Below are 12,476 nucleotides of genomic sequence, written 5' to 3'. Positions count from 1 at the left end.
GAAGATACGTGCCAATTCTTCGGCGCAGTGCCTCAAAAAATCCTGTTCGACCATGCCAAGACCACCATGATCGAGCGCGTACGGCTTATGACTCTGAGTCGAAATAATAAATGCGGCCCGTTTCAGCCGCAAAAATGCTCATCACTGGCGAAGCACGATTGGCCGCTGCTCTGGCATTCCCATGGATATCATCAGTGGGTTGTCTTCCTGTCGCTGCTTGAAGGCGGCTTTACTGTTCATATCCTGCCAGTTGCTCAGAATCAGGCTCTGGGCGACGGCTCCTCCCAGGGTTGTGCCCGGCCCCAAAATAATCAGTTTGTCCGGCGCGAATTCACGAACAGCAACACGCAAAGCAGCGTTGAAATCGTAGGGTTGGGTCAACTGATGGCTCAGGGTGTAGTCCCAAAGCGCCTTGTGATCTGTACTCCAGGGAGACCAGATGTGGCCGCGGCCGTCAATTAAAGGAATCTCTGGCCTGCCGAACAGCGCTGGCCCCAAGGCTTCCTTTGCCATCGCCCGCACCGGCTCTTGCAGTGGCGTATGGAAGGCCGCGTGATTGAGCAACCGCATGGGAAAATGGTCTTTTTTGGGCAGTCCACGATTCAGGGCTGCCATACCCGGTGTGTCGGCACCAAACACCATCATACCGCCCAGATCGATGGACAGATAAGCCCGGCCTTCGCCACTTTTGCAGATCTCATCGGCTAAAGCCAGGTAGCGGGCGCGGGCATCCCAGTCTGGACGCCAGTCGTCATCCACCCAGGGAATGAGAAGTTGGCCGCCAATCAGGCGCTCCTGCATTAATCCGCCCATAGTGTTGACCAGATGCAGGCCCTTTTGTGCATCCAGCGCACCGGCGATCGCCAGGCTGATATACCAACCCATGGAGTTGCCGGTAACAGCAACGATCTCATAGCGATCTTGGTCGATATCCAAAAAGTCAGCGTAGGCACACGCGTAGATCAGTCCCGATGCATGGTCTCCCCGGCTGTGCAGTTTCAGCGAATAGGCTTTCTCTTCGTCCAGCTCTGTCAGAGTTGGCTGCTGGTGTTGACGCCGATAGTCGTCGAAGCTCTCCAGCAAAGCGCTTTTATCCGCATGGTGACGCTTGAGGTAGCCCCATTCGGGGGCATTGTAGGTGCCGCGTCCGGGACAGACGACAACAACGCGTTGTTTGGATGTGGACATCAGGCACCTTTCTCAATTGCAGTGGAATCGGCCCCGGTCAGGGCACGAACATGCTCAAGGATATCTCCAACGGCTGGGAGCGTGCTGGTGGAGGCTTCACCCAGGGCGATAAAGCTGTCCAGCGCGGTCACGCGATCCATGCGGGAACTGGCGACACCCTGAGCACTCAACTCACTGATCAGCTCTTCACTGATCGAGCCGTGTCGACGGCATTCATCGACAACCAGAATCTGTTTGCAATCCTTCACCGCTTCATAAAGGGCAGCATGGTCAATTTCGGTTAGCCAGCAGAGGTCTATTACCCGCACCGAGATACCCTCCGGTGCCAGTTGCTCGGCCGCCTGCAGGCTGAGCGTCACACCATTGCCGTAAGTGATGATAGCCAGGTGGCTACCTGGACGGCATTGGCGGAAGCGGCCGCGGGGCAAGCGGTAATCCGGTCCGGGGTCTGGCTGACAGGCCAACTGGTCGCCTTCGGTCAGCAGATCGCGATTATGATAACGGGCGATGGGTTCGATGATTACGACCACCCGCTGTTCTTCATCGGCCAGGCGTACTGCTTCTTGCAGGAGGCCTACGGCACTGGTGCCATCACTGGGACAAGCCACCAGTAAACCGGGGATGTCGCGCAATACGGCCAGGCTGTTGTCATTGTGGAAGTGGCCACCAAAGCCTTTCTGGTAACCCAGCCCGGCGATACGAACGACCATCGGATTTGTAAATTGGCCGTTAGAGAAAAAGCTCAGGGTTGCCGCTTCGCCACGCAGTTGATCCTCGGCATTGTGTAGATAGGCTAAAAACTGGATTTCCAGAATCGGGATCAGGCCGTTCTGCCCCATGCCGATGCCCAGCCCCAGTATGCTTTGCTCATCCAAAAGAGTATCAATCACTCTATGGCGGCCATATTGTTGCTGAAGTCGCTGGGTTACCCCGTAGACGCCCCCTTTGTTGCCAATATCCTCGCCCGCCATTACCAATTGTGGGAAGCGTGCCATCAGCCTGTGTAGGCTCTGATTGATTAATCGGGCCATGGGCTGGGGCGTGGGATCGATTGCCGGTAATTCTGCAGCCGGATTGGCAAGGCTGGGCCTGATGGGTGGCACGATAGCACTCATTACGGCTTCCGAGCCGCGCAAGCGTGGGCGTTGGGATGCTTGATCGCCAACGGCACTTAAGCGATTCCAGGCCGTATCGAGCAGCTGGCCCAGATCGGCTCGGCTGAGGTGGGTCTCACGCAGCAGTCGGGCGGCACCGTGGGCCAGCGGGTCTTCATTGGTCATGGCCTGAATCTGGGCCTGGCTCAGGTAAGCTTGTTGTGCATCAGATCCGGCGTGGCCATAAAGGCGCACACAGCGCATGTGAAGGAAAACCGGTTGCCGGTGGGTGCGGGCAAAAATGGCGGCGCGGCTAGCCGCTTGCCAGGTGTCCAGCAGGTCCAGGCCGTTGCAAGCGATATAATGCAGGCCGGGGCGATTCGCCATGGAGGCGGCCACCCAGCCCTGGGGCGTTGGTGTGGAAATACCGAGACCATTATCCTCGCATACAAAGATCAGCGGCATGGGCAGGCCCTGATAGGCAGTCCAGCACGCCGTATTGATCGCGCCTTGGGCGGTAGAGTGATTGAGAGAGGCATCACCAAAACTGCATAAAACGACACTGTCTGTTGGCCACTCTCCTGCTCCGCCCAGGCGTTTCCACAAGCCCAGGCCATAGGCTGCCCCCACTGCTTTGGGCAAATGGGAAGCAATGGTGCTCGTCTGCGGAGGTATGCTTAGCGCTTTCGACCCCAGCACTTTATGCCGACCACCGGCGATCGGGTCATCGGAAGACGCCATAAAGCTTAGCAACATGTCCCAGCTAACGGTCTGCCCGGGTAACGCCTTACTTCGCTGGATGAAGAAGGCGGCATCGCGGTAGTGCAAAAAAGCGGGGTCGGTCAGTCGCAGCGCCTTTGCGATAGCAGCATTGCCTTCGTGACCGGCGCTGCCGATCGTGTAATAAGCATCGCCACGGGCTTGCAGCACTCTGGCCCGCAAATCAATCAGTCGACTTTGTACCTGGCTCTCAAACAGTTCGATGAGGTCGAAACGACTTAACCCTGCCGCGTGAGCGGTGCCGGCGGAAACGTCCGGAAGTTCTCCCTCGGTAATCCGATGCCGCAGGGCCCGGAAGAGTTCGACAGTCATGGCGTAATTCTCCAGTTTAGTTGCTTACTTATCCTATCGCCTCGATAGCCAGAGGTATAATATCCAATGACTCTATGTGACATCGGTTTTTCCTATGGATTTGCGACTGCTGCGATACTTTCTCGCTACCTACGAAACAGGTTCGGTCAGCGCCGCGTCACGCCGTTGCTTTGTCGCGCAGCCGTCCATTTCTGCCGCCATAGCCCAACTGGAAGGTGAGCTAGGCATTCCGTTGTTCGAACGCCATTCCAAAGGGGTTCGCCCAACCAGTGCCGGTCAGCGTCTTTACCCACTTGCCGCGCGGTTGATTGCAGACAGCGAGGCGATAGTAAGCAGCTTCAACCGCAGCGGGCGGCCCCTGCCGCTAAGACTGGGGTTGATGCGGTCGCTCGGTGCTGAACGAATGAGTAATTGGTTAAAACGTTTAATGGCCCACAGCGAAAACCTGGAGCTGACGCTGGTTGATCCGGAAGAAGCTAGTGATGCCCGTATCGTAACGGCCGGCATGCGCCAACCTCATGAAATTTTCGTGCCTATCTGGAACGATCGTTATCGTTTGGCATTACCGTCGGGACATCCTTTATCACTCAAAAAGCGGCTGACATTGAGTGACCTTAACGAGCAGCCCTTTATCTTGCGTGCTTATTGCGAGGCAACAGAGGCGTTACGCCAGGCATTGATTCATCAAGGGGTGGTCATCGCACCGAGGGCTCACCTGCGCACTATTGAATACAGTTTGGGATTGGTGGCGGCGGGCATAGGCCTGGCTTTGGTGCCAGACTGGCCAGAAACCCGGCGACGCCTGGACATGGTTTTGCGACCCTTGACGGATTTCCAATCGGACATTCAGATCGGGCTGGCCTACTCGAGCGAACTGAACGGGACGCTGCAAAACGCTTTGAAAGAGGTCTGCGGGCAGGTAGCCGGTGTTCGGCAACGTACTGGCACAAGAATTTATCGCCGCTGAGCCTGACAAGGCGTACGTCGGTGACATTACAGTACACCCAAAAATCCGCCACTTTCCAATTACTGCCCTGTATCGAGATTACGCCTTTGGAAGGCTACGGCAACCGGCCTCTGGCTTCGTGGGTGGCACCTCAAGATGCTCGAGAATCCACTCGATGAAGCCCTTCACCTTGGTCATCTCCGCTTTATGTTCGGGGTAGGCTATGTAGTAGGCATCGCGACTGGCTAACGAGAACGGCCACGGAATGACGAGTTGACCCGCCGATAGCTCCTCCTCGGCTAGAAAGCGCGGCACCAGAGCCACACCGCAACCCGAACGGGCGGCCCGTAACGCCATATCGAAGGTATCAAAGCGTGGCCCATAGTAACTGTGCTCGGTATAAGCACCTTGGGCTTCGAACCAGTCATGCCAAGCACTGGGGCGCGTCGCGCTTTGTAGAAGAACCAATCGGGTTAACGCCAAGGGATCATCAATCCCCAAGGCTGGGATGATCGACGGCGCGCATACCACCACCATTTCCTCGTCTAGAAGTTTTATGCACTCCGCATTCGGCCAGGTGCCGTGACCAAAAAAGAACGCCACGTCGATACGCTCTTTCTCCAGGTCAAAGGGCTCCATACGGTTGGCGATATTGAGATAGACATTTGGATACCGGAAACGGAAACCGTTGATACGCGGGAGCAGCCAGCGTGCGCCGAACGTCGGCAACGTGGTCACGTTTAGCACCTCGCCCTGAGCCCCGTAAGACTGCATGTAGCGTGTGGACATCTCCGCCAGCGCCAAAATCTTGTGCACTTCGGTTAAATACTGCGAGCCCTCTGGTGTGAGCTGAAGACGCTTGCGCACCCGGAGAAACAACGGATGCTGAAGCACCGACTCAAGTTGGGCAACCTGCTTACTAATTGCACTCTGCGTCAGGCTCAGCTCATCGGCAGCTCGCGTAAAACTGAGATACTTAGCCGAAGCCTCGAAACACTGCATTGCAGTCAACGTTGGCAATTGAGTACGGCTCATCGCAAGACCTCACTATGCGAAAAAATCGAATGACCTCCATATTAAACATCGCTTGAAACGTGTCAACTCCCGCATAGATACTGTCTATACGCACAAACCGCAGTGACACAAAATTCGAATAAATCCAGTAGGAGATAGAATGATCGATACTATTATGCAACGCCTCGGCGTCAAGACTGAACACTATCAGCAGGGCAGCATGGAGGTTATTACGCCTATCGATGGCAGCGTCATCGGCAAGGTCGCCATGGAAGGTGCCGATGCGATCGATGCACGCATCGCCAGGGCCGAGCAAGCGTTCGAGAAGTGGCGTCGGGTTCCAGCGCCGCGACGCGGCGAGCTGGTGCGCTTGCTCGGCGAACAGCTTCGTCGCCATAAGGACGATCTCGGCGCCCTAGTCACCTATGAATGCGGAAAAATCCTGCCCGAGGGTATCGGTGAAGTACAGGAAATGATCGATATCTGCGATCTTGCCGTTGGTCAGTCGCGCCAGCTGTTCGGGCTGACTATCGCCTCCGAACGTCCCGGCCACCACATGCGCGAAACCTGGCATCCACTCGGCCCCATCGGATTGATTACCGCGTTTAACTTCCCAGTGGCCCCTTGGGCCTGGAACTCCGCCCTAGCGCTGGTTTGTGGTAACAGCCTGATTTGGAAGCCCTCAGAAAAAACTCCGCTCACTGCGTTGGCTTGTCAGGCCTTACTGGAGCGTGCGATTGCCGAATTCGGCGATGATGCGCCTGAGCACTTAAGCCAAGTAATCATTGGTGGTCGTGATGCCGGTGAACGCTTGGCCGATGACCCTAGAATTCCTTTGATCAGCGCTACTGGCAGCACGCGTATGGGTCGCGATGTAGGTCCACGGGTTGCGGCACGCTTCGGGCGCAGCACTCTCGAACTGGGCGGCAATAACGCCATGATCCTGGCCCCCAGCGCCGACTTGGACATGGCCGTGCGCGCCATTCTGTTCTCGGCGGTGGGCACCGCGGGACAGCGCTGCACCAGCCTACGCCGTCTACTTGTCCATGAGTCTATCAAAGACGAGGTCGTCGAACGCCTCAAAAAGGCCTACGCCGGCGTCTCCATCGGGAACCCCATGGAAGGGAACCTGGTCGGCCCACTAATCGACGGCCAAGCCTTCGATCAGATGCGTAACGCTCTCGACCAAGCACGCCAGGAAGGCGCCAAGATATTCGGCGGTGAGCGCCAGCAGATCGACAAGGCAGCGGGTGGCTACTATGTGACACCCGCCATCGTCGAGGTTGACCAGCAGAACGAACTGGTTAAGCGCGAGACCTTTGCACCGATCCTCTACGTCATGAGCTATGGGGAGTTCGATGAGGCCATGGCGTTACATAACGATGTGCCTCAGGGGCTGTCGTCGTGCATCTTCACCAGCGACGTGCGCGAAGCTGAGATGTTCACCTCCGATGTGGGAAGCGACTGTGGCATCGCCAATGTCAATATCGGCCCCAGCGGCGCGGAGATCGGTGGCGCCTTTGGTGGCGAGAAGGAGACCGGCGGTGGTCGCGAGTCTGGCTCAGATGTCTGGAAAAGCTATATGCGCCGCCAGACCAATACGATCAATTATTCTCGCGAATTGCCCTTAGCTCAAGGAATCAAGTTCGATTGATCCAAACGTTGCCACCCGGCTTGTAGCCGGGTGGCAACGTTTGGACACAAAAAGCCCAATAATGTGCTATGGAGCCAACAGATGACAAAAACAATAATTTCTAGAGAGCAATGGGGTAGCCGGTTCGGCTACCTGATGGCGATAGTCGGCGCCATGGTCGGCGCCGGCAACATATGGCGAATGCCTTATGTCACTGGTGAGAACGGCGGTGGCGCCTTTTTGATCGCCTACTTCGTGCTGCTTTATCTGATTGCCGTTCCCGGCCTGATGGGAGAAACCAGCCTCGGGCGTTATACCCGGCAAGGGCTGCTTGGCACCTTCCGCAAAATCTACGGTAATAACAAGTTCGTCGGCTTGGGGCTGGTGATCCTGATTTTCAACGTCGTCTTGATGTCCTATTACTCATCGATCGTCGGTTGGTCGCTTTATTACGCCTACCACGCGGTGATCGGCTCCTTCACTCAGACGCAGTTCGATACCGCCGCATTGTGGCAAGCATTCAGTAGCAACACGGCGTTGAACGTGGGCATGCACACCGTCGCGATGCTAATCGTCACGGGCATTCTGCTGATGGGTATCAAGGGCGGCATCGAGCGCATGGCCAAATGGATGATGCCCATCCTCACCGTTTCGCTGATCGCCATTGCCATTCGCGGCGTTACCCTGCCAGGAGCCATGGCAGGACTCGAGTTCGCCTTCTCGCCCAACTGGGAGTATCTGGCTCGCGGTGAGACCTGGCTCGCCGCCCTGGGCCAGGCACTGTTCTCGACGGGGCTCGGTTGGGGCATCGCTTTAACCTATGGGAGCTATCTGGGACGTAATGACGATATCCCCCTAGGGGGTGGAATATTTACCGCCATCGGTAATACTAGCTTCGGCTTACTGGCCATCTTCGCTGTCTTCCCAATCGTCTTTGCCTTCGGCATATCGCCAACATCGGGAGCGGAACTGACCTTCGTCGCGCTGGCCAGCGCCTTCGGTAGCATGACTGGTGGCTATGGATGGGCACTGTTGTTTTTCATGGGCTTCTTCTTCGCCAACCTTACGACCGCGATAGCTATTACTGAAGTCGGCGTTACAACTTATAAGGAAGAGCGCAATACTTCGCGCAGCAAAGCGGTGTTGACCATGTGCGGCATCATCTGGCTGCTAGGCATTCCGAGTGCCATGGACTCCTCCATTCTCGGCTATCTCGACTTCGTGGTGGGCAACTGGGGCCTGCCGTTAGCGACTTTCATCATCATGATCACTATCGGATGGAAGTTCGATGCCAGCCGTTTGCGCACCCTCAGCCTCAATCGCGGTGCCGATCTGTACGTGCCTAAATTCTGGGAGAGCATCATTCGCTTCGGGATTCCCGCGATTATGCTCTTTATCATGGTTTACTTCCTCTATAGCAACCTGACCACAACGCCTTGGAAGACCGTCAGTGGCCTTGCAATCCTGACGCTGACGATCCCGCTTTGCATGTGGATCATGAGTCGCCGCGAGGCAAACGCCCACTCTGTTACTAACGTCGTAGGCCAATCATCATGAGTATCGCTGCCATAATCGTCATGATTACATGCATTTTTGTCCTGTGGGGTGTAGCCAGCGTGGCTCTCGTTTATTCGATGCGCCAAGAGGAACGTAAATTACAATTGATAAAAAAGCAGGGCAGCTTTGAGCCTTATTCACCTAAGGCGCTTCGCGACCTTGATCGCTGGATTGAACAAAACAACACGAGCGAACATGTTCAAGAGATGCGTGACGTCCATGATGAGCAGCGGGAAGCACTGCAAAAGTGTAAAAGCTACTTCTATATTTGGGACCAGTCCGATGTTGAAATTATGAAGGAGATATAGCTCGGCGGCAGCCAAACAACGCTGTAAGTCTTGGTTTGGCTGCCCCTGATGTTTATAAACTATACTTAGTAAAGGACTGAGAGATGCGTGAAGAGTGTCTGTGGCTAAAAACGTCCAAAGAAGAGAAGTCAACTTACGCAACCCTCGAGGGTGAGGTCACCAGCGATGTATGTGTCATCGGAGGTGGAATTACCGGGCTTTCCACGGCACTTCATCTGGCAGAGGGCAATACATCCACGGTGGTGATCGACTCAGAAAGTATTCCCACCGGAGGTTCCAGCGCCAACGTTGGCTATGTAAATGCGGGACTCTGGCTACCTCCCCTTGATATCGTCAAGTTGTTGGGCCAAAGCGATGGTGAGCGTATCAACAACCTTCTCGGCAGTGCCCCATCCGAAGTTTTCAAACTAATTGACCGCTACGACATCCAGTGCGACGACACTCGGACCGGTTCCCTGCACATGGCGCACAATGCAAGTGGCATGAAGGATCTGGAGCGTCGCTGCGAGCAGTTCCGACAGCGAGGCGCTCCTGTGGAGCTACTTCAGGGTCAGAAGTCAACGGACGCCACAGGAAGCTCGCATATTCACGGTGCCTTGCTAGATCGCCGCGCCGGCACCATCAATCCGGCCGCCTATACGCGTGGACTCGCCCGAGCGGCCGACAGTGCGGGGGCGAAACTTTATACTCATACCCCGGCAATACGAATCGCCCGCAAGGGTGACAAGTGGGAGGTGGAAACGCCGAAGGGAAGGATCCACTGCGACCGTATTGTGCTCGCCACGAATGCCTACACCGAGGAGGATTGGAACGCGGTCAAGAAGCATTTTTTCCCGGGTTATTACTGCCAAGTGGCCTCCGCGCCTCTCGGCGAAGCGGCCAAACATATCCTGCCCGGTCGTCAAGGCGCCTGGGATACCCGTACAGTCTTGAGTAGCATCAGGCGCGATGTGGAAGGCAGGCTCATGATGGGAACCCTGGGGCGTGGCGAGACCAAGCCTCGAGCCTTCATCCGGGCCTGGGCCAATCGTATGAAGTGCATCTACTTTCCGGACCTGGCTAAAGTGGAATGGGAGTGCACGTGGACGGGTAGAATGGCATTCACTCCCGACCATATGCTACGCCTGTTCTCGCCTGCTCAAGGCATATTGGCGGTAGCTGGTTACAACGGCCGTGGTGTCACCACAGGCACAGTAGTTGGTAAAGGGTTTGCCAAGCTAATTCATGAAAATTCTGATGATGGTCTTCCACTGCCCATTCGCCATTCAAAGCCCGTGTCTGCTATCCGCGCGCGCAGCTTTGCCTACGAAAACGGGTTTAATCTCTATCACGCTGGCCAATGCTTGCGAATCATGACATGAAAAATCTAGAACCCACAAAGGACAGTCGATCAGCTGCATCGAGACTCACACCATGCTTGGCTTGTCGATTCACGCGAGCACGCAAAGAGTGTTATTCGACCCAGGCCGATCATCCATACACACACTTCATTCAACAATAACGAGGTTAATATGTCCGAAAAAACAGTGTTATTGAGCGAGGAAGAAGCGCTGAGCTTGTCCCGAAAAATATTATTAAAAAAAGGCTTTAGCGATGATTTTTCTCGCGCGATAAGCGAGACGGTTACTGCGGGGCAAAAGGATGGATGTGGGTCGCATGGCCTTTATCGGATTCTGGGTTGCATAAATACATTAGCATCAGGAGGCGTCGACCCTAATGCTGAGCCTTACATCGAGCCGTCTTCTGGCGGCATCGTCAAAGTAAACGCTAACGGAGGGTTCTCACAACTCGCCTTCTCTCTCGGTTTACCGGTGCTGATAGAAAAGACCAAAGAAAATGGTATCGCGCTTCTTGCCATTAACCACTGCGTACACTTTTCCGCACTTTGGATTGAAGTGGAGCAGATTACTAAAAGGGGTTTGGTCGCTATCGTCTGCAATCCTACCCAAGCCTACGTAGCGCCTCATGGAGGAAGCAAACCGCTTCTTGGCACCAACCCGTTCGCATTTGGCTGGCCAAGGCCCGGCAAGCTTCCTTTCGTTTTTGACTTTGCCACCAGCGCGATCGCAAGAGGCGATGTCGAACTTCACGAACGCGAAGGCAAGCAGATACCTGATGGCTGGGGAGTCGACGCACAAGGACAAGGATGCAACGACCCGCAGGTGGTGCTCGAGGAAGGAGCCCTACTGACCTTTGGTGAGCACAAAGGTACGGCTCTCTCAATGATGATCGAGTTGATCGCCGGCCCTTTGATAGGCGACCTGATGAGCTACGAATCGTCTCAACACGATGATGGCAAAGGCGCGTTGCCCTACCACGGCCAAGTTATCATCGCCATCGATCCTACGTTTACGGCAGGAAACAACGTCGAGATGCATCTCTCTCGCGCCGAAACCTTTTTCAGCTTGGTCGAGTTTCAAGGCGCCCGGCTTCCGTCTAAAAGACGCTACGAAAGCAGAGAGAAAAGCGAGAAATACGGTATTGAGGTATCGGAAAACCTCTACCTCGAACTATGCTCTTTGCTACATGATTAAGTGGTAATTAAAGATCTTTCTACTATTTGAAGTAAAACCCATTGATTGTAGACATAACGCTCAACTTCTTCGCGCCTATAAATGCCATCGCTGGGTAATTTCCTGCAAAAAATAGGGAGATCACCCTCAGATAATTAAAATATTAATATAATTTTATGCCGAGTAAGTGCGTAAAACGATGCAAAGCGTCTTAAAAGAAGTCTGCGAGCAGTTTACTGTTAATCACGTGACTCAGTAATATGTTCTACAAAACGCCGCACCTTAGCAAGTTCCCCTAAGTGCTCTGGATAAACAAGATAATAAGCACTTTTGCTAAGCAATCTATGGGGCGAGGCCAGCTTTAATCGACCTGCTTCCAGTTCTTCATCTACGGTAAAATGAGGAACCAACGCGACTCCCCCCCCTGCCATTGCGGTTCGCACGAGCATCGGAAAGGTCTCAAAGCGAGTACCGTGATAACTGCGATCAGTAATAATCTCTTGCACGGAAAACCAATGGTGCCAGGCATCAGGCCGGGTCGAAAGGTGGAGCAAAGGCAATTGAGTTAAATCGTCGACTGTGTGAATAGAACACTGACCCAGTAGTTCTGGAGAGGCAACCGCGACCATTTCTTCATCTATGAGTTTATGACATGCAAGACCTGGCCAACTACCATGGCCATAAAAAAATGCGACATCGATGTCTTCTTGTTCAAGATTAAAGTCTTTTACCCGGTCATGAAACTCCAAACTAATATTTGGGTTAGATGATAAAAAAGCCGGCAATTTTTTTGCGAGCCAACGGCTACCGAAACTAGGCAATGTAGCAATCTTTAGAACTTCGCTATTTCCGCTGTACGTCATAATGGCGTGAGCCGACATTTCAATCTGAGTCAGCACTTTACGCACGTCACTTAGAAACATGGCTCCTTCTGGTGTAAGCAACAAACTACGTCGCACCCGTCGAAATAATTTATGTTGCAAGGCAGTTTCGAGATGAGCTACCTGTTTGCTGACAGCACTTTGGGTGAGGTTCAACTCGTCGGCTGCCCGAGTAAAGCTCATATGACGGGCAGCCGCTTCGAAGCACTGCATGGCAGCTGTTGAAGGAAGATTGCGTGATGCCAAGCCA

The 12,476-nt window shown here is 54.5% G+C and carries 10 protein-coding genes; 6 read left to right on the top strand and 4 right to left on the bottom strand.

Annotated features, from left to right (window positions below; all coding sequences use genetic code 11):
- Positions 1-141 precede the first annotated feature (141 nt).
- Complete coding sequence (locus MIH19_RS09080; RefSeq protein ID WP_249008557.1) at positions 142-1,188, bottom strand: ACP S-malonyltransferase; 1,047 nt, start codon at positions 1,186-1,188, stop codon at positions 142-144.
- Positions 1,188-3,374, bottom strand: coding sequence for a thiamine pyrophosphate-dependent enzyme (locus MIH19_RS09075; RefSeq protein WP_249008556.1), 2,187 nt, complete (start codon positions 3,372-3,374; stop codon positions 1,188-1,190). The genes MIH19_RS09080 and MIH19_RS09075 overlap by 1 nt, the downstream gene beginning before the upstream one ends.
- Before the next feature lie 94 nt (positions 3,375-3,468).
- Here MIH19_RS09075 and MIH19_RS09070 point away from each other — a divergent pair, with 94 nt between their 5' ends.
- A complete protein-coding gene (locus tag MIH19_RS09070; protein ID WP_249008555.1) occupies positions 3,469-4,341 on the top strand; it encodes a LysR family transcriptional regulator in 873 nt (290 codons plus the stop codon).
- Between the two features lie 78 nt (positions 4,342-4,419).
- Here MIH19_RS09070 and MIH19_RS09065 read toward each other — a convergent pair whose 3' ends face one another.
- On the bottom strand, positions 4,420-5,355 hold the full coding sequence (locus MIH19_RS09065; protein WP_249008554.1) for a LysR family transcriptional regulator: 936 nt from the start codon (positions 5,353-5,355) through the stop codon (positions 4,420-4,422).
- Between the two features lie 139 nt (positions 5,356-5,494).
- Between MIH19_RS09065 and MIH19_RS09060 the strand changes: the two genes are divergently transcribed.
- From MIH19_RS09060 to MIH19_RS09040, 5 genes are all read left to right on the top strand, one after another.
- A complete protein-coding gene (locus MIH19_RS09060) occupies positions 5,495-6,988 on the top strand; it encodes an aldehyde dehydrogenase family protein (RefSeq protein ID WP_249008553.1) in 1,494 nt (497 codons plus the stop codon).
- Between the two features lie 81 nt (positions 6,989-7,069).
- Positions 7,070-8,524: a sodium-dependent transporter gene (locus MIH19_RS09055; RefSeq protein ID WP_249008552.1), complete on the top strand. Its 1,455-nt coding sequence runs from the start codon at positions 7,070-7,072 to the stop codon at positions 8,522-8,524.
- Complete coding sequence (locus MIH19_RS09050) at positions 8,521-8,832, top strand: hypothetical protein (RefSeq protein WP_249008551.1); 312 nt, start codon at positions 8,521-8,523, stop codon at positions 8,830-8,832. The genes MIH19_RS09055 and MIH19_RS09050 overlap by 4 nt, the downstream gene beginning before the upstream one ends.
- 83 nt (positions 8,833-8,915) lie before the next feature.
- Complete coding sequence (locus MIH19_RS09045; RefSeq protein ID WP_249008550.1) at positions 8,916-10,193, top strand: FAD-binding oxidoreductase; 1,278 nt, start codon at positions 8,916-8,918, stop codon at positions 10,191-10,193.
- A 150-nt stretch (positions 10,194-10,343) separates the two neighbouring features.
- Positions 10,344-11,366 (top strand): Ldh family oxidoreductase, encoded by a 1,023-nt coding sequence (locus tag MIH19_RS09040; RefSeq protein ID WP_249008549.1) that lies wholly within the window; start codon positions 10,344-10,346, stop codon positions 11,364-11,366.
- Positions 11,367-11,584: 218 nt separating this feature from the next.
- Here the strand turns inward: MIH19_RS09040 and MIH19_RS09035 are convergent, their stop codons facing one another.
- On the bottom strand, positions 11,585-12,472 hold the full coding sequence (locus tag MIH19_RS09035; protein ID WP_249008548.1) for a LysR substrate-binding domain-containing protein: 888 nt from the start codon (positions 12,470-12,472) through the stop codon (positions 11,585-11,587).
- Positions 12,473-12,476: the final 4 nt, after the last annotated feature.

The sequence above is a fragment of the Marinobacter sp. M1C genome (assembly GCF_023314135.1).
In the GTDB taxonomy this organism is placed as follows: domain Bacteria; phylum Pseudomonadota; class Gammaproteobacteria; order Pseudomonadales; family Oleiphilaceae; genus Marinobacter.
This window is presented reverse-complemented; position numbering and strand designations above follow the sequence as displayed.

What these genes read in the sequence shown, in the direction of transcription:
- MIH19_RS09080 (WP_249008557.1), bottom strand. Translation starts at nt 1,188, where the DNA reads ATGTCCACATCCAAACAACGCGTTGTTGTCGTCTGTCCCGGACGCGGC.
- MIH19_RS09075 (WP_249008556.1), bottom strand. Translation starts at nt 3,374, where the DNA reads ATGACTGTCGAACTCTTCCGGGCCCTGCGGCATCGGATTACCGAGGGA.
- MIH19_RS09070 (WP_249008555.1), top strand. Translation starts at nt 3,469, where the DNA reads ATGGATTTGCGACTGCTGCGATACTTTCTCGCTACCTACGAAACAGGT.
- MIH19_RS09065 (WP_249008554.1), bottom strand. Translation starts at nt 5,355, where the DNA reads ATGAGCCGTACTCAATTGCCAACGTTGACTGCAATGCAGTGTTTCGAG.
- MIH19_RS09060 (WP_249008553.1), top strand. Translation starts at nt 5,495, where the DNA reads ATGATCGATACTATTATGCAACGCCTCGGCGTCAAGACTGAACACTAT.
- MIH19_RS09055 (WP_249008552.1), top strand. Translation starts at nt 7,070, where the DNA reads ATGACAAAAACAATAATTTCTAGAGAGCAATGGGGTAGCCGGTTCGGC.
- MIH19_RS09050 (WP_249008551.1), top strand. Translation starts at nt 8,521, where the DNA reads ATGAGTATCGCTGCCATAATCGTCATGATTACATGCATTTTTGTCCTG.
- MIH19_RS09045 (WP_249008550.1), top strand. Translation starts at nt 8,916, where the DNA reads ATGCGTGAAGAGTGTCTGTGGCTAAAAACGTCCAAAGAAGAGAAGTCA.
- MIH19_RS09040 (WP_249008549.1), top strand. Translation starts at nt 10,344, where the DNA reads ATGTCCGAAAAAACAGTGTTATTGAGCGAGGAAGAAGCGCTGAGCTTG.